Origin of the sequence: Streptomyces sp. NPDC047841 (assembly GCF_040704085.1) — a bacterium.
In the GTDB taxonomy this organism is placed as follows: Bacteria; Actinomycetota; Actinomycetes; order Streptomycetales; family Streptomycetaceae; genus Streptomyces; species Streptomyces argyrophylli.
Genome location: NZ_JBEYRP010000004.1, coordinates 66,735 through 84,282 on the forward strand (window position 1 = coordinate 66,735; position 17,548 = coordinate 84,282).

Annotated in this window: 12 protein-coding genes; 9 read left to right on the plus strand and 3 right to left on the minus strand. The window is 73.1% G+C overall.

What is annotated here, in order from left to right; all coding sequences use genetic code 11:
* The first annotated feature begins 87 nt into the window (after positions 1 to 87).
* The 6 genes from glnII (at position 88) to AB0947_RS07145 (ending at position 7,829) form a co-directional block, all read left to right on the plus strand.
* Complete coding sequence (gene glnII / locus AB0947_RS07120) at positions 88 to 1,119, plus strand: glutamine synthetase (RefSeq protein WP_366749244.1); 1,032 nt, start codon at positions 88 to 90, stop codon at positions 1,117 to 1,119.
* Positions 1,120 to 1,612: 493 nt separating this feature from the next.
* Complete coding sequence (locus AB0947_RS07125) at positions 1,613 to 2,188, plus strand: winged helix-turn-helix domain-containing protein (RefSeq protein WP_366749245.1); 576 nt, start codon at positions 1,613 to 1,615, stop codon at positions 2,186 to 2,188.
* 898 nt (positions 2,189 to 3,086) lie between these two features.
* The gene (locus AB0947_RS07130; RefSeq protein WP_366749246.1) at positions 3,087 to 4,136 is read left to right on the plus strand and encodes an NAD-dependent epimerase/dehydratase family protein; all 1,050 of its coding nucleotides are present in this window, start codon (positions 3,087 to 3,089) and stop codon (positions 4,134 to 4,136) included.
* Between the two features lie 31 nt (positions 4,137 to 4,167).
* Positions 4,168 to 5,445 (plus strand): histidine kinase, encoded by a 1,278-nt coding sequence (locus tag AB0947_RS07135; protein ID WP_366749247.1) that lies wholly within the window; start codon positions 4,168 to 4,170, stop codon positions 5,443 to 5,445.
* Positions 5,430 to 6,083: a response regulator transcription factor gene (locus tag AB0947_RS07140; RefSeq protein WP_366749248.1), complete on the plus strand. Its 654-nt coding sequence runs from the start codon at positions 5,430 to 5,432 to the stop codon at positions 6,081 to 6,083. Before AB0947_RS07135 ends, AB0947_RS07140 begins: the two co-directional genes overlap by 16 nt.
* 135 nt (positions 6,084 to 6,218) lie before the next feature.
* Entirely contained in the window at positions 6,219 to 7,829 is a 1,611-nt protein-coding gene (locus AB0947_RS07145) for a DUF1996 domain-containing protein (protein WP_366749249.1), read from the plus strand.
* Positions 7,830 to 7,909: 80 nt separating this feature from the next.
* Here the strand turns inward: AB0947_RS07145 and AB0947_RS07150 are convergent, their stop codons facing one another.
* Positions 7,910 to 8,302: a hypothetical protein gene (locus AB0947_RS07150; RefSeq protein ID WP_366749250.1), complete on the minus strand. Its 393-nt coding sequence runs from the start codon at positions 8,300 to 8,302 to the stop codon at positions 7,910 to 7,912.
* A 115-nt stretch (positions 8,303 to 8,417) separates the two neighbouring features.
* Between AB0947_RS07150 and AB0947_RS07155 the strand changes: the two genes are divergently transcribed.
* The 3 genes from AB0947_RS07155 to AB0947_RS07165 all read left to right on the plus strand — a co-directional run bounded on the left by AB0947_RS07155 (position 8,418) and on the right by AB0947_RS07165 (position 11,681).
* Positions 8,418 to 8,918 (plus strand): tetratricopeptide repeat protein, encoded by a 501-nt coding sequence (locus AB0947_RS07155; protein WP_366749251.1) that lies wholly within the window; start codon positions 8,418 to 8,420, stop codon positions 8,916 to 8,918.
* Between the two features lie 49 nt (positions 8,919 to 8,967).
* Entirely contained in the window at positions 8,968 to 10,887 is a 1,920-nt protein-coding gene (locus AB0947_RS07160) for a hypothetical protein (RefSeq protein ID WP_366749252.1), read from the plus strand.
* A 104-nt stretch (positions 10,888 to 10,991) separates the two neighbouring features.
* A complete protein-coding gene (locus AB0947_RS07165) occupies positions 10,992 to 11,681 on the plus strand; it encodes a TetR/AcrR family transcriptional regulator (protein ID WP_366749253.1) in 690 nt (229 codons plus the stop codon).
* A gap of 1 nt (position 11,682) precedes the next feature.
* Here the strand turns inward: AB0947_RS07165 and AB0947_RS07170 are convergent, their stop codons facing one another.
* A complete protein-coding gene (locus AB0947_RS07170) occupies positions 11,683 to 12,045 on the minus strand; it encodes an isomerase (protein ID WP_366749254.1) in 363 nt (120 codons plus the stop codon).
* A gap of 32 nt (positions 12,046 to 12,077) precedes the next feature.
* A complete protein-coding gene (gene pulA, locus AB0947_RS07175; protein WP_366749255.1) occupies positions 12,078 to 17,483 on the minus strand; it encodes a pullulanase-type alpha-1,6-glucosidase in 5,406 nt (1,801 codons plus the stop codon).
* Positions 17,484 to 17,548 lie beyond the last annotated feature (65 nt).

Genomic DNA, 17,548 nt, shown 5'->3' on the forward strand with positions numbered 1-17,548 from the left:
CTGCCCGGCAGATCGAGCGGCGCACCGGTGCCGCCGCGCGGCAGCACCCGCGCGTGCACCCGACCCACCCCCGAAGGATGTGGCCCCGTGACCTTCAAGGCTGAGTACATCTGGATCGACGGCACCGCGCCGACGGCCAAGCTGCGGTCCAAGACGAAGATCATCACGGGTGCCCCGGCCGGTCTCGACGCGCTGCCGGTCTGGGGCTTCGACGGCTCCTCCACCAACCAGGCCGAGGGCCACTCCTCGGACTGCGTGCTCAAGCCGGTCTTCACCTGCCCGGACCCGGTCCGCGGCGGCGACGACGTGCTGGTGCTGTGCGAGGTCCTCGACACCGACATGGAGCCGCACCCGTCCAACACCCGTGCCGCGCTGGCCGAGGTCGCCGAGCGGTTCGCCGCGCAGGAACCGGTCTTCGGCATCGAGCAGGAGTACACCTTCTTCGACGGCTCCCGCCCGCTGGGCTTCCCCGAGGGCGGCTTCCCCGCCCCGCAGGGCGGCTACTACTGCGGTGTCGGCGCCGACGAGATCTTCGGCCGGGAGATCGTCGAGGCCCACCTGGAGAACTGCCTGAAGGCCGGTCTCGGCATCTCCGGCATCAATGCCGAGGTCATGCCGGGCCAGTGGGAGTTCCAGGTCGGCCCGCTCGCCCCGCTGGAGGTCTCCGACCAGCTGTGGGTGGCCCGCTGGCTGCTGTACCGCACCGCCGAGGACTTCGGCGTCTCCGCGACCCTGGACCCGAAGCCGGTCAAGGGCGACTGGAACGGCGCGGGCGCGCACACCAACTTCTCCACCAGGGCCATGCGTGAGGGCTACGACGCCGTCATCACCGCGTGCGAGTCGCTCGGCGAGGGCTCGAAGCCGCTGGACCACGTGAAGAGCTACGGCGCCGGCATCGACGAGCGGTTGACCGGCCTGCACGAGACCGCCCCCTGGGACGAGTTCTCCTACGGCGTCTCCGACCGCGGCGCCTCCGTCCGTATCCCGTGGCAGGTCGAGAAGGACGGCAAGGGCTACATCGAGGACCGCCGTCCGAACGCCAACGTCGACCCGTACGTGGTGACCCGCCTGCTGGTGGACACCTGCTGCACCGCGCTGGAGAAGGCCGGCCAGGTCTGATCCGTACCCACGCGTCCGAGGGGCGCCCGCCGTGAGGCGGGCGCCCCTCGCGCGCGTGCACGCCCCGCCCCCGCCCCGCCGCCGTCCGAGGAGTGAGACGGTGATCCAGCCACCGAACGGCCATGACAAGGCGCTGACCAGGGCGGAAAGCCGGGGCCCCGGGTGGACGCAACGTCAATTTCACGCCAAGGAAGCGTCCAAGCAGTGAGAGGAGACTCCTGCCCGGCGCACGCCTCTGCTTCAATGGGCGCATGAACGGCTTCCAGCAGATCACCGCGACGGGTCGCCACGACCTTGAGCCGTTCTGGCCTTCCCGTCAGCACCACGACTTCGACCGTGTGTGTCGCCGCGCGAGGAACGCGCAGGCCCTCTAAAGCCGTACACCCCGGCCTTCGGCCAGCGCGGAACGACGTACGTCCTCCGGCGCGCCCGACCACGAATCGCGGCCGCCGCACCTTCCGACGAACTCCTCGCGCGAAAGAGCTGACCTCTCATGGCGACCTCCCGTTCCCTCTCCACCGCCGCCCTGTCCGCCCCCGCCTCGAACGGCACCCGGCACCGGCTGCGCGCCGTCGACCGGGACGAGGTGGTGAACGTCGCGGACTTCCTGCCGCCCGGCGCCACCTGGCTGCCCGCGCCGCAGCACACCCTGCCGACCCTGCCGGGCCAGCCGCCGATGGTCGGCTACCTGGTGCTGGTCCCGGCCGACCAGCGGCCCCCGTTCCTGCCGGTCGCGGTCCCGGACCAGCCGGAGACCGAGGCGGTCCCCGGCACCGAACCGCTGGTGCGGATCGACCCCGTGCGGCGCACCGCCAGCGTCGACGGACGTGAACTCGACCTCACCTACCTGGAGTTCGAGCTGCTGGCGCACCTGGTGGCGCACCCGCACCGGGTGCACACCCGCGACCAGCTGGTCACCACGGTGTGGGGTTACGGCCACGTCGGCGACGGCCGCACCGTCGACGTCCACATCGCCCGGCTGCGCCGCAAGCTGGGCGCCGAGCACCGCCAGGCGATCCAGACGGTGCGCCGGGTCGGCTACAAGTACACCCCGCCGACTGCCCGCTGACGGTCCGGCCCGAACCGGTGCCGCCCCGAAGCCGCACACGGCCAGGGCGGGGACGGAGGCGGCCGCCCAGCCCAGTGCCGGGCCAGGCGGGGCAACCGCCGGCTGCCGCCGGCCTCGGCACCACCGGCCGTACGGCCCCGGCGAAGCCCCCGGAGGGCCGCCGGCAGCGACGGTCCTGGGCACCACGGTCCGCAGGGAGCCGGCGAGGCGCCGGGACCCCTGCGGCCACCCCCGGGGGCCCTACGGCGGCCGCCGGACCGGCGCGGCCACCCTGGTCCGGCCCGAACCGGTGCCGCCCCGAAGCCGCACACGGCCAGGGCGGGGACGAAGGCGGCCGCCCAGCCCGGTGCCGGGCCAGGCGGGGCAACCGCCGGCTGCCACCGGCCTCGGCACCACCGGCCGTACGGCCCCGGCGAAGCCCCCGGAGGGCCACCGGCAGCGACGGTCCTGGGCACCACGGTCCGCAGGGAGCCGGCGAGGCGCCGGGACCCCTGCGGCCACCCCCGGGGGCCCTACGGCGGCCGCCGGACCGGCGCGGCCACCCTGGTCCGGCCCGAACCGGTGCCGCCCCGAAGCCGCACACGGCCAGGGCGGGGACGAAGGCGGCCGCCCAGCCCGGTGCCGGGCCAGGCGGGGCAACCGCCGGCTGCCACCGGCCGTACGGCCCCGGCGAAAGCCCCCGGTGGGCCGCCGGCATCCTGCGGCCACCCCGGGAGCCCCAGGGTGGCCGCCGGGATCGTCACGGCCGCCCGGCTCCGGCCCGAGCCGGTGCCGGCCGCCCGCCCTGCGGTTCCGGTGCGCGCCCGGCGCCGGGGTCTCCGTATCCGCGTCCCGTCGGCCGTTCCGCCCTCGGCGGAGCCCCGCGCCGGCACCGGCCCGGACCGGGCACGATCCCGGCATGAGACTTCTCGTGCTGGGCGGAACACAGTTCGTGGGGCGGGCCGTGGTGGAGGCCGCGCTTCGACGCGGCTGGGAGGTGACCGTCTTCCACCGGGGACGGCACCGGCCCCCGGCCGGGGTGCGGTCGCTGCACGGCGACCGCACCGCGCCCGACGGCCTCGCCGCCCTCGCGGCGGACGGCGGCGAGGGCTGGGACGCCGTGGTGGACACCTGGTCGGCCGCCCCGCGTGCCGTGCACGAGGCGGCCCGCCTGCTGCGCGGCCGGGCCGGGCGGTACGCGTACGTCTCCAGCCGGTCGGTGTACGCCTGGCCCTGTCCGCGCGGCGGCGCGGAGGACGCCCCGCTGGTCGGGGGTGCCGCCGCGGACGCGGGGGCGACGGACTACGCGCGGGACAAGCGCGGCGGGGAACTGGCCGCCGTCGGGGCCTTCGGCGCTGCGGGCTCGCTGCTGGTCCGGGCCGGGCTGATCCTCGGCCCGTACGAGAACGTCGGCCGGCTGCCCTGGTGGCTGACCCGGATCGCCCGCGGCGGCCCGGTCCTGGCCCCCGGCCCGCGCGACCTGCCCGTGCAGTACGTCGACGTGCGCGATCTCGCCGAGTGGCTGCTCGGCGCGCTGGAGCGCGGGCTGTCCGGGCCGTACGACCTGGTGAGCCCGCCCGGCCACACCACCATGGGCGGGCTGCTCCGGGCGTGCCTGCGGGTCACCGGCGCGGACGCGGAGCTGCGCTGGACCGGCCCGGAGGTGATCCTCGGGGCCGGGATCGAGCCGTGGACCGAGCTGCCGGTGTGGGTGCCGCCGGGCGGCGAGACGTACGACGCCGTGCACGGCGCGGACGTGTCGCGGGCGGTGGCCACGGGGCTGGTGTGCCGGCCGGTGGGCGAGACCGTCGCGGACACCTGGCGGTGGCTGACGGAGATCGGCGGCACGGCGCCCCGGCGCCCGGACCGGGCCCGCGTCGGCCTGGACCCGGAGGTGGAGGCGGAGCTGCTGGCACGGACCGGGGGTGTACCTGGCACCACCCTCCAGGAGGGGCCCTCGGACGACTGACCCCGGCGCGGGCTTCGGCAAGACTGGCGGCATGAACACCGACGAAGACAGGGCCGGCTTGCGCGCCCAGGTGAGGGAGACGCTGCTGGCCGCCGTGCGGGGGCTGGTGCTGGCCCTCGTGGTCCTGCCGTGCGGGGTGGCGTTCCTCGCCCTGACCCTCCTGTCCGTGGCGCTCGTCCCGCTCGGCATCGGGCTCGTCACCACCCCGGCGGTCCTCACGGGGGTGAGGGCGCTGGCGGACGCCCGCAGGAGGCTCGCGGCCGAGTGGTGCGGGGTCCGCATCCCGGCGGTGTACCGGCCGCTCCCGGCGGGCGCCAACCCGTGGACGCGCACCGTGGCGCTGCTCGGGGACCCGCAGGTACGGCGGGACGTACTGTGGCTGCCGGCCGACATGACCGCGGGCTTCTTCACCGCGCTGCTGCCGGCGGTGCTGGTGTTCTTCCCGGTCCAGGGGTTCCTGGTGGGCGCCGGGCTGTGGCGGACGGACGTCCGCGAACCGGGCGACGTCTACTGGTACGGCTTCGTGCCGGTCACCGGCCAGGCGACGGCCCTCGGCGCGGCCGCGCTCGGCGCCGTGGTCCTCGCCGCCACCTGGCGCCTCCCGCCGCGCCTGCTCACCGCGCACTTCACGCTCACCCGGGCCATGATCGGCGCCTCCCACGCCGCACTCGCCGAGCGGGTCCAGGTGCTGACCGAGACCCGGCGGGACGCGGTCGACACCTCGGCCGCCGAACTGCGCCGCATCGAACGGGACCTGCACGACGGGGCGCAGGCCCGGCTGGTCGCCATGGGCATGGACCTCGGCACCATCGAGATGCTGGTCGAGCGGGACCCCGCGCAGGCGAAGAAGCTGATCGCCCAGGCCCGCCGGAACTCCGCCGACGCCCTGGAGGAGCTGCGCGACCTGGTGCGCGGCATCCATCCGCCGGTCCTCGCCGAACGCGGGCTCGGCGACGCCGTACGGGCGCTGGCGCTCCGGCTGCCGCTGGCCACGGAGGTCGCCGTGGAGCTGCCCGGCCGCGCGGACGCGCCGGTCGAGTCGGCGGCGTACTTCGCGGTGAACGAGCTGCTCACCAACGCGGTCAAGCACTCCGGCGCCGACCGGGTGTGGGTCGACGTGCACCACACCGACGGCCGGCTGCGGGTCACCGTCACCGACAACGGCCGGGGCGGGGCGGCGGTCGGGGCCGGCTCGGGGCTCGCCGGGGTGGAGCGCCGGCTCGGTACATTCGACGGCGTCCTGGCCGTCAGCAGCCCCGCCGGCGGTCCCACCATGGTCACCATGGAGATCCCGTGCGTGTTGTCCTAGCCGAAGACCTCTTCCTGCTGCGCGACGGACTGGTGCGGATGCTGGAGGCCTACGGCTTCGAGATCGCCGCCGCCGTCGAGTCCGGGCCCGAACTCGCCCGCGCGCTGGAGGAGTTGGAGCCGGACGTGGCCGTGGTCGACGTACGCCTGCCGCCGACGCACACCGACGAGGGTCTGCAGTGCGCGCTCGCGGCCCGGCGGGCGCGGCCGGGACTGCCGGTGCTGGTCCTCTCCCAGCACGTGGAGCAGCTCTACGCGCGCGAGCTGCTCGCCGACGGCGACGGCGGGATCGGCTATCTGCTGAAGGACCGGGTGTTCGACGCGGAGCAGTTCGTCGACGCCGTACGGCGGGTGGCGGCGGGCGGTACGGCGATGGACCCGCAGGTGATCCAGCAGCTGCTGTCCCGGCGGTCGGCCGGCACGACGCCGCTCGGCCGGCTCACCCCGCGCGAGCGGGAGGTGCTGGAGCTGATGGCGCAGGGCCGGTCCAACGCGGGCATCGCGGCACAGCTCGTGGTCACGGAACGCGCGATCGCCAAGCACACCTCGAACATCTTCGCCAAGCTGGGACTCGAGGTGTCGGACGACGACAACCGGCGCGTCCTGGCGGTCCTCGCCCATCTGGACCGGGACCGGTGACCTGTCAACTCCCTTGTTGCGCGAGGAATTTGTGAGACCGCTGAACACCTCCGGGGCGGCGTCCGTATGGAAGGGCGCCGCTTCACTCCTGTCGGGCGCCTCGATGCTGCCCCGCAAGGAAGTCAGAGGAGTTCCATGGGACGCAACACACGAAAACGCCGTACGCCGCTGGCCACCAAGGCCATAGCCGCATCGGCGGCCCTAGCGCTCGGTGGGGGCGGGCTGATCTGGGCGAACTTCTACGCCTCGGCTCACGAGTCGGACAACCAGTCGTGGGGAGGCAACCAGACGAAGGCCGCGACGGCGCAGGTCGCGACCATCTCCTGCCCGGACGTGGGCCAGAAGCTCACCAACGTGCCGGCGCAGGCCCGTACCGAGGTCGCCGGTGAACTGGCCAACCTCGACCGCCAGATCACCGACGCCTACCAGCGTCTGGCGACGACGCGGGACGCCCAGGCCAGGGACGCGAGTTTCGTGCAGAACTCCATCCTCCAGCCGCTCCAGGACCGGCGGAAGGCGATCCTCGACCGGATCAGGCTGGAGATCACCCGTGTCGGCGGCACCGCTCCCGGCAGCCTGGACACCCTGGCCAACTGCACGGCGCAGAACGCCAACCAGACCACCGCCGGCGGCCAGCAGCAAGGCGGCGGCCAGCAGCAGGGCGGCCAACAGCAAGGCGGCCAGCAGAACGGCGGCCAGCAGCAGGGCGGCCAACAGCAAGGCGGCCAGCAGAACGGCGGCCAGCAGCAGGGCGGGCAGCAGGGCGGCCAGCAGCAAGGCGGCCAGCAGGGTCAGAACGGCCAGCAGGGCAACATCGGCGGGCAGGCCGGCAACGGCCCGGTCGCGGCCGACTTCGTGGACATCACCAAGGTCCAGCCGAACGTCAAGGCGAAGCCGCGCGCCGGCCGCAACGCCTCGACCGGCTCCTTCACCACACGCTGCGGAGTGAACGCCAACAAGAACCACAACACCGACAACGTGATCGTGGCGCCCGGTGTGGCCAACGGCGCACACCACCTGCACGACTACGTCGGCAACCAGAAGGTCAACGCCTTCTCCAGCAACCAGACGTTCCTCCAGGCCGCCACCAGCTGCCAGAACCAGAGCGACCTGTCGTCGTACTACTGGCCGGTGGTCCGCGTCCAGGACGGCACCCAGGACTTCGACCAGAACGCCGACGGCGGCGGCAAGGAAGGCAACGTCGGCCGCATCCTGACCCCGGTGCAGGCGCAGATCAAGTACGTGGGCAGCCCGCGCGGCAAGGTCGTGGCGATGCCGCAGTTCCTGCGCATCATCACCGGTGACGCCAAGACCACCACCAACGGCCTGGCCAACGCCAACGCGCACTGGAGCTGCACCGGCTTCGAGAACAAGGTGCAGCTGACCACGCAGTACCCGATCTGTCCGCAGGGCAGCAAGGTGGTGCGCACGTTCGCCTTCCAGAGCTGCTGGGACGGCCAGAACACCGACAGCGCCAACCACCGCACGCACGTCGCGTTCGCCGACGCGAGCGGCAACTGCCAGAACGGCTTCAAGGCGATCCCGCAGCTGACGATGCGCCTGGTGTACGCCATCACGCCCCCGACCCTCCAGAACGGCCAGGTGAAGAACGCCTACGCGGTGGACGGGTTCCCGGAGCAGCTGCACAAGGCGGCCACGGACCACGACGACTTCATCAGCGTCACGAAGAACGGTCTGGCCAACAAGATCGCCAACTGCGTCAACCGCGGTCAGAACTGCTCGTGATGCCCTAGCGGGCGCGGGACAGAAGGCCGGTGACGAACCCCCCTTCCGTCACCGGCCTTCGCCGCGCCCGGACGCGCTCGTCAGCCGCTGTGCGCGTGGTGGTCGGCGCCGTCCTCCAAGTCGCCGCCGAGCGTGCCGCGCAGCGCCTTGACCACCCCGTCGTCGCCGACGGCGACCCACTTGCGGCCGACCAGGTAGTGACCGCCGTAGTCCTTGGCGTCGTTGATCCACTCGCGCTGGCCGCGGTCGGTGGCGAAGGTGGCGAGGATGAACCTGCCCTTCCCGGTGCCGCAGATGGCCTGACGGATCTCGTCCGCGTCGGTCTGCATGTTCGGCTCGCACTTCACCTCGGCGGCCAGGTGTTCCAGGCTGCCGGTCGCGGTGGGCGGCACGGACTCCGTCGTGCCGCCCGAGCCGCAGCCCGCCAGCGTCAGTACGGCCGCGGCGCCGAGCAGCAGTCCTGTCAACCTCATCTGTTTCCTCCGGTCGGGTGTGCCGAGCATGCCCCAGCGCCCTCGGATACGGCTCCCGCGCTCGGTGCGCTCAAATCCGGTGGCCGGGCGGGCACGGGTGTGCGAGGGTGACGCGGTGAACCGGAACTGGGAAGAGCGCGTGACCGCGGCCTGGGCCGCCTTCGACGAGTATCCGGAGGAGCGCGCGCACGAGTTCCGGGCCCTGATCGACTCCCTCGTCGCCGAACTGCCGGACGGCAGCCCGCTCGGGCCCTTCGAGCGGGCCTGCGCCTGGGACTCCACCGGGCACTCCGACAAGGCGGTGCCGCTGTACCGGGAGGCACTGGCCCGCGGACTCGACGGGTACAAGGGCCGCCGGGCCAGGATCCAGCTGGCGAGTTCGCTGCGGAACACCGGTCAGGCGGAGGAGGGCGTCAAGCTGCTCACGCCCGAACTCGACGCCCCATCCGACGAGTTGGACGACGCGGTGCGGGCCGCGCTCGCCCTGTGCCTGTCCAGCCTGGGCCGCGACCGCGAGGGCCTGTCCCTGGTGCTCGGCGCGCTCGCCCCCCATCTGCCGCGCTACCAGCGGTCGATGGCGAACTACGCGCGCGCCCTGGTCGAACCCGGGGTGTGAACCACTCGTCCGGCGGTGACCAACCGCCGGCTCGCTCGTTCTCCCGGACGTGCAGTCACAGGATGTATCCCAGCGTCACGCACCCTCCCCCGGCGGGAACGCCGGCCCGGTCGGCTTCGAGCAGGCCGAGGCCGCGTTCGTCGAGCACTACCCCCGGCTGGTCCGGCTCGCCTACCTGGTGCTGCCGCCGGGCCTCGGCCGCAGCCGCCGGGTCCTGACCGCACACGCCCTCGTCCAGCGCGCCCTGCCACGGGGCCGCAAGCAGCCGTCCGTGCTCCCGGCCCAGGCCTCCGGCCGGGAGGCCGACCCCGGGTACGCCTACCTGCGCGAGCGGGTCCTGTGCACGGCCCTGGCGGCGGCCCGCCCCCGCACGGGCCTGCCCCGGCTCGCCCAGCTGCCGCCGCCGCTGCCCCAGGTGTGGGGCCTGAAGCTGTTCCCGCGCTCCGGCGGCGCCGACGAACTCGCCCTGGACCAGCGGCTGTCCGCCCTGTCCGGCCCGGCCCGCGCCGCCTACGTCCTGCGCGGCCTGGAGAGGCTGCCCGACCCGGACATCCGCGACCTGCTCGACGCCGCCGGGGTCTCCGACCCGGGGGGCGCGCTGGCCTCCGCGAACAGCGTGCCCATGCAGCCGGGGCTGCTCGCCTCCCCCGAGTTCGACCCGTGCTCGCTCCAGGCCCGGCCCACCGATCTGATGCGCCGCCGCCAGCACACCAAGGCCGCCCTCGCCGCGGCGGCGGCCCTCGCGGTGTGCGGCGCGCTGGTCGCCCTGCCCGGCGGTGGCTGGGGCCCCGACGGCGCCGCCGCCCCCTCCTACGCCGAGAACCCGGCCGCCGAGGCCGCCCTCGACCCCGGCAAGGTGGTCCGGGCCGCCCCCACCGCCTGGCGGACCTCGGCCCGTACCGACTTCTCCGTGTGGCCCGCGCGCGGCCCGCTCACCGGCGACCGGGCCCTGCTGCGCCGCGCCCTCGCCGTCTGGGCCCGCCCCGGGGAGGCGGTCCGCGTCTCGGCGACCCCGGGCACCCAGACCGGCGGCCCGGCCGGCCCGCCCCAGCTGCTGTACGCGGGCGAGGTCGACGCCGCCCGGGTGGTGATCCTCTACGACGGCCTGCGCATCGCCCGTTACGCCGAGCCGAAGAACGGCACGCGGGGCGCGGCCCTGGACTTCGCCCGGGTCGACGGGGCCACGGGCGCCGGGGCGAGCGCGCTGGTACTGGGCCGCTCCGACGGCAACGTCCGCTACCTGACCGCCCCGTGGGTGACGAAGGCGGCGCAGCGGGACCTGACGAAGCCGGACGCGGCCGCGACGCCGCTCACCCTCGCCGACGGCGTCACCGCGCCGCTGGCCAGCCCCGCCGTGCGGACCGGCGGCTGCACCTCGTGGACCGTGCTCCAGCTGACCGACGCCTCCGGCACCCGGCTCACCACCGACCTCGGCGAGCTGGTCCCGGCCCACCTCACGGCCGGCCGGCCCGGAGCGGCCGGGGAGGCGTCCGGCGCGCGCGGCCTGCGCACCTGGGCGCCGTTCGCCTGCTCCCTGGCGGCCGAGCGCTCGTCGGGCATCCGCAGCGTCAACGCCTGGGCGTACGCCGAGCAGCCGCTGCCCGAAGGCACCGGGACCGGTGCGTGGGTGTGCACGCGGGCGGAGACCTGGCGGGGCGACGGCACGGCCGTGCTGGCCCAGTTCCGCACGCCGGGCGGGGCGGCCGGGGCGGTCGTCGCCAAGGCCACGGACGTACCGGCCTGCGGACCGCGCGATCCCCATGTGCTGGCCGGGGTGCTGTGGAAGTCGGCGGCGGGGAGCTGGTACCTGCTGGCCGCGGGCAGCGAGGGGACGTCGTCGGTCTCCGCGACGGGCGGGGTGACCGCGTCCGGGCAGGGGCCGCTGCTCGCCGTCAAGGCCGAGCAGGGAGCGCGGGCGGACCTGAAGGGCACCCTGACGGACGGTCGGGGGATCAGCGGGCTGCACTAGGGCCTGGGTGATCCGCGCCGGTCCGCGGCTCCCCGACGCGGAGTGGCCACCCGGTTCTCGACAGATGATCACGGGCGGCCGGAATCGATCGGTAAAGTGTTCGCATGAGTACCGGGGTTCGCCGCAGGATGGGCGTCGAGGAACGTCGGCAACAGCTGATCGGCGTCGCCCTCGACCTGTTCAGCCGACGCTCGCCCGACGAGGTCTCCATCGACGAGATAGCCTCGGCGGCGGGCATCTCGCGGCCGCTCGTCTACCACTACTTCCCGGGCAAACTCAGCCTGTACGAGGCCGCGTTGAAGCGTGCGTCGGAGGACCTCGCGAGCCGTTTCGCCGAGCCGCACGAGGGCCCGCTGGGCGCCCGGCTGCATCGCGTGATGGGCCGCTTCTTCGACTTCGTCGACGACCACGGCCCCGGTTTCTCGGCCCTGATGCGCGGCGGCCCGGCCGTCGGCTCCACCACGACCAACGCGCTCGTCGACTCCGTCCGGCAGGCCGCGTTCGACCAGATCCTGTCACACCTGGGCGTGACCGAAGCCTCCCCGCGCCTGGAGCTGGTCGTCCGCTCCTGGATCTCGCTCGCCGAGTCCACGGCGCTGATCTGGCTCGACGGCCGGCACATCCCGCGCGCCGAGCTGGAGAAGCAGCTCGTGCAGGACTTCGCCGCGCTGGCCGCCGTCAGCGCCGCCCACGACGAGGGCATGGCCGCCCTGCTGCGCACGATGGCGAAGGACGAGCCGGCCGACGGCCCCTTCGCGGAGCTGGTCGGCCGGCTGCTGTCCCTGGCGTCCTGAGCTACCGGTCGAACTTCCGGTACGACGGGTCGAGGTCGCGGATCTCGGCGGAGGCGTGCAGTGTGAACGCCGCGTCCGTCACGTGCTCGCGGAGCAGCTCCAGGGCCGTCTCCGTCAGCTTCGCCTTCGTCTCCTCGCCGCGTCCGGCGAGAAGCCCGATCGTCACGTGCACGACGGCGTGCCCGCGCGCCTCGGGGTCCTCGTATCCGAACACCGTGTACGCGCTCGGCCGGAACTGCGTCTTGCAGGCCTCCGGCTTCGCCGCCGCGATCCGAACGGTCGCCTCGTGCAGCGCCCGGGCGAAGCCCGCACGGTCGAAGGCGTCCTCCATGGCGGCGGAGTAGTCGATGGTGATCTGCGGCATGCGCGCTCCTGTTCTACGGCAACGGCCTCACCCTAGTTCCCCGCCCGGGTGAACACCGCGACGGTCCGCGCGGGGACGGTGAAGGTGCCCGAGCCGGCCGCGTAGGCGGCGGTCCGCACCACCTCGTCGGCGCCCGCCGCCTGCACGGGGTGCAGCCGGTACGGCGTCCCGGCGAGGGTGCCGATCCGCTGCTCCTGCCGCTGCGGAGTGGCGTTGAGGACGACCACCAGGTCACCGAGGCGCATGGTGATCACGCCCGGTGTCTCGTCCTTCCCCGAGAGCGGGAACGACAGCTCCTGCTGCACCCGCGCGGCCGTGCCGAGGGAGAACGCCTTCTCGGTCGTGCGGATCCTCAGCAGGTCCCGGTAGGCGGCCGAGGCGCCGGTGATCTGCTCGCAGCCGACCTTCACCGTGCTCAGCAGCGGTTTGGCGTACTGCCACTTGGACTGGTTGTCGGCCGCCGGGGGCAGCCCGCGCCCGAAGCCGTTGCCGTCGGCGCAGTTCCAGTGGATGGCGTTGAACCAGTCACCGCTGTCGAAGGAGTTGCGGTCCAGGGACTTGGAGCGCAGCAGGTCGGTGCCCGCCAGGGAGAGCGCGGGGCCCTGGGAGAGGGCGGCCGTGGCCATCGCGAGGACCTGCATCCGGGCCCGGTCGGACGCGGAGGTGTCCTTCGGCAGCTTGTAGGTCAGCGCGTCGAACAGCGACTCGTTGTCGTGGGCGTCCACATAGGCCAGGGCGTCACCGGGCGCGTGCGCGTACCCGGCAGGCGCGCCGTTGTAGTCGACCCCGGCGCCGGTCACCTCCTTGCCGTCGGTGCCGGTGAAGCGGTACCCGGCCAGGTTGCCGGTCAGGCCGACCTTGATGAGGTCCTGGTAGTGCAGCAGGCGCGCCTTCTGCTCCTCCTTCGTGCCGTTGGCCGTGGAGGAGTTGGGGTCGGTGTAGAGCCCGGACGCGAAGCCCTGGACACCGGGGTCCTCGTCGAAGGGGCCGCCGCCGCGCACCGCGTCACGGGCGCGGTCGGAGAAGGTGGCGATGCCGGTGCCGGCCATGTTGGCCTGCGTGGCCTGCACGAACCGGGCGTCGTCCGCGACCTCGCCGAAGTTCCAGCCCTCCCCGTACAGGATGATCTTCTTGCCGTCGACGCCGTCCTTCTTCAGGGTCAGCGCGTCCAGGGCCTTGCGGACGGCCAGGATGTTGGCCTTCGGGTGGTGGCCCATGAGGTCGAAGCGGAACCCGTCGACCTTGTACTGCTTCGCCCAGGTGACGATGGAGTCCACCACCAGCTTGCCCATCATCGCGTTCTCGGGCGCGGTGTTGGCGCAGCAGGTGCTGGTGGCCACCGAGCCGTCGGCGAGGAGCCGCTGGTAGTAGCCGGGCACGATCCGGTCCAGGACGCTGGTGTCCGCCTGACCGCTCGCCGCCGTGTGGTTGTAGACGACGTCCATGACGACCCGGAGCCCGTCCTGGTTGAGCGCCCGCACCATCTGGCGGAACTGGACGGTACGGGCCGTGCCGTCCGGGTCGGTGGCGTAGGAGCCCTCGGGGACCGTGTAGTGGTACGGGTCGTAGCCCCAGTTGTAGGCGTCCTTGGCGGCGGTCTTCGCCACGCACTCCTGCTGCTTGTCGGAGTCGGCCGGGTAGGAGGCCAGGTCGCAGTCCGGCCTCGACTGGTCGGCCCTCTTCTCGGGGATGGTGGCGATGTCGAAGGCGGGCAGCAGGTGCACGTAGGAGGTGCCGGCCTTGGCCAGCGCCCGCAGGTGCTTCGAGCCGTCGCTGTTCTTGTCGGTGAAGGCCAGGTAGGTGCCCTGGTCCTTGGCCGGGACGGTCTTGTCGGCGACCGAGAAGTCCCGGATGTGCAGCTCCTGGATCTGCGCGTCCTTCAGCGGGACGGGCTTGGGCTTGCTCAGGGCCGCCCAGCCGCTCGGGGAGAGCGACTTGTCGTTCAGGTCGACGACGAGGCTGCGCGCCGAGTTCGCGGTCAGGGCGACCGAGTAGGGGTCGGTGACCTTGTTGGTGACCACCTTGCGGACGCTGGGCGCCCAGACCTTCACGACGTAGCGGTAGGGCTTGCCCTTCCAGGAGGCCGGGCCGGTGACGGACCAGACGCCGGTGGTGTCGTCGCGGTGCATCCTCACGGACGTGCCGTCGAGGTCGAGGCGGACGCTCTGCGCGGTCGGCGCCCAGACGGCGAGGGTCGGCCTGCCGTCGTGGAACGTCGGCCCGAGGGCGGCCTTCGTCGCGCCGGGGTACAGGTCGTCCAGCACGCCGGCGGTCTGCACGCCGGTCGCGGCCAGGACGGCACCGTTGGCGGCCCGCTGGGTGGCGACGAGCTGCCCCGCGAGCGCGCCGCGCACGCGGTCCCGGTCGCGGGGGTCGACGGACCAGGCGGTGTAGTCCCTCAGGTGCGGGAACTTCGCCTTCTGGGCGTCGGTCAGGGTGGTCTTGGCCAGTCGCAGCCAGCGCTCGTCGTCGCTGGTCAGCACGCCGTCCTTGACGGTGATCGAGCCGTCGTGGGAGGAGAGCAGCTGGGTGGAGGCGGCGCCGTCGACGCCGTTCCAGGCGACGGTGTCGCGGTCGATCCAGATCGCCTTGGAGGTGGTCAGGTCGAGTGCGGCCGCGCTGCCCGCGGGCTGCGGCAGCAGGTACTTCTCCTGGCCGTTCAACAGCCACACCTCGTGGCCGTTCGACGTGAGGTCGAGGGACTGGTCGGTGGGCAAATCCTTGTCGTCGCCCTTGTGGATGATGTAGCTGAGACTGGTGGCACCCGCGCTGAGCGGCACCTCGAAGACCGCGCCATAGGCGTCAGTCTTGACCGGCTTCACCGGGTTCGGCCAGTCGGTGGGGTTCGCGGCGCCGGTCCAGACGTGCAGGCCCCAGCCGTCGTAGTTCCCGTCGGCCCGGTGGTAGTGGATGACCGCCTTGGTCTCGTCCTGCGCCGGGTAGCCGGGCTTCGTGGTCAGGACGTCGGCCTTGCCCTGCTCGATCCACACCTCACCCGTCCTGGTGACGTCGATGGACCGGTCGGCGGAGACGTCCTTGTCGCCGTTCTTGTCGATGACCAGGAAACCGACGTTCGAGGCGCCCGGCCTGAGCTTGACGTAGGCGAAGGCGCCGTAGGCGTCCCGGCCCACGAAGGGGTGGCTGGCGGGCCAGTCCGTGGCCTCGCCGTCGGCGAGGTCGCCCCAGGCGTACAGGCCCCAGTCGGCGTAGTCGCCGTCCGTTCGCTTGTAGTGGACGATCGCGTAGTCCCGGGAGGAGGCCGTGGGGACCTCGGGCGCGGGCGGGGTGCCGGTGGTGCTGCTCGCCGTGGCGCTCGCGGTGTGCCCGGCGGAGTCGACGACGACGGCCTTGTAGCGCAGGGCGGTGCCGGCGGGCACGTCCCTGCCGAGGGTCTGGGTGACCTGGTAGGGGGCGTGGTCGGCGGAGCCGAGCGTCTTCCACGCGCCGTCGCCGACCTGGGCGGCGAAGACGACCCGGTTGAGCTGTCCGCCGTCGACGTCGGCCTTCAGCACGGCCGTCCCGGTGGCCCCGGCGGCCGGGGCGGTCAGGGTGATCACCGGCTTGGCGGCCGGCTCGGCCAGGGTGCCGGTGGCCTTGTAGACGACGGCGGCGCCGGCCGGGACGGTGACGGTGACCTTGCTGTCGCCGTCCGACCGGACGGTGCCGGTGGCGCCGTGGATCCCCCGGTAGGGCATGTCCGCGGATCCGGTCGCGAAGGTGGCGGTCCTCGCGGAGCCGGCGTTGTTGAAGGCGACGACGTACTCCTGGCCCGTCCGGGCGTCGGTGCGCGTGAAGGCGTAGACGCCGGGCCCGTCGGCCGCGTACCGCTCGGTCTGCACACCGTCGGTCAGGGCCGGGTTGGCCTTGCGGAGCTTCGCGAGCGCGGCGATCTGCCGGTACAGCGGGGCCCTGGTGTCGTAGGCGGCGCTCGCGTGGGTGCGGTCGGTGCCGATCTCGTCGTCGTCCAGGTAGTCGGCGACCTTGGAGGCGAACATGGTCTGGCGGGCGTCCTTGTCGCCGCCGGAGCCGGTGAAGCCCTGCTCGTCGCCGTAGTAGACGACCGGGTTGCCCCGGCTGAGGAACATCAGCTCGTTGGCGAGCCTGTCCTTGTCCAGGATCTCGGCGTCGGTCGCCTTCGGGTTGTCCTGCTTCAGGAAGTACCCGATGCGGCCCATGTCGTGGTTGCCGAGGAAGGTGACCTGCTCGTACGCGTTGGCCTTGTCGGTCGTGTACCGGTAGTCGTCACCGAAGACACCCGCCAGCTTGCGCGCGCTGCCGCCCTGGGAGGCGTAGGCGCGGGCCGCGTCCTGGAAGGGGAAGTCGAGGGTGGCGTCCAGGCGGCCCTGGGTGACGTACGGGGAGGTGACGGCGGTGTCGGCGGAGTAGACCTCGCCGAACATGAAGAAGTTCTTCCGTCCGCGCCCGGCCGCGTACCGGTCCAGCGCGGTGGCCCACTGGGTCCAGAACTCCATGTTCACGTGCTTGACGGTGTCGATCCGGAAGCCGTCGACGGCGAAGTCCCGCACCCACCGCTCGTAGATCTTCTCCATGCCGTGCACGACCTCGGGACGCTCGGTCCACAGGTCGTCCAGGCCGGAGAAGTCGCCGTAGGTGGTGGACTCGCCGGCGTACGTCGAGTCGCCCCGGTTGTGGTACATCGCCGGGTCGTTGAGCCAGGCCGGGACCTTGCTCCCGCTCGTGGCCCTCGGGGTGTACGGGAAGGAGCCGGCGTCGACGGCCGGGAACGCGCGCCTGCCGTCGGCGTAGTCGGCGTCGTCGAAGGGCTTGCCGTCCTTCGTCAGGTAGGGGAAGGCGCCCTTGGAGAGGTAGCCGTAGGACTTCTCGTCGTAGTCCACGACGTCGGCGGTGTGGTTGGTGATGACGTCGAAGAAGACCTTCATGCCCTTGGCGTGGGCCTTGGAGATGAGGGACTTGAGGTCGTCGTTGGTGCCGAAGTGCGGGTCGACCTGGGTGAAGTCGGTGATCCAGTAACCGTGGTAGCCGGCGGATGCGTTGCTGCCGGTGCCCTGCACGGGCCGGTTCTTGAAGATCGGCGCCAGCCAGATGGCCGTGGTGCCGAGGCCCTTGATGTAGTCCAGCCGCCGGGTCAGGCCCTTGAGGTCGCCGCCCTGGTAGAAGCCCTTGTCGGTGGGGTCGTACCCGGTGGACAGGCGGGAGCCGGTCAGGCCGCCCCTGTCGTTGGAGGCGTCCCCGTTGGCGAAGCGGTCCGGCAGGACGAAGTAGAACTGCTCGCGGGTGTCGTCGTGCCGGGCGGGCACGGCGGCGAGCTTCGCGTCCGAGGGGGGCGCGGGCGGGGTGGCCGCGTGGGCGGCCGGCGGCTGGAGCAGTGCGGCGGCGAGGGCGGCGACGGTGACGGCCGCGGCCCGTCCGCGGTGCGGGGTACGGCGCCTGCGCGGCGCCGGCCATCTCGGTATCACAGGGGATGACTCCTTGCGGGGGTCGCTGGATGCTTGCAGCAAGGGGCGTGAAACCTCCGGCAAGA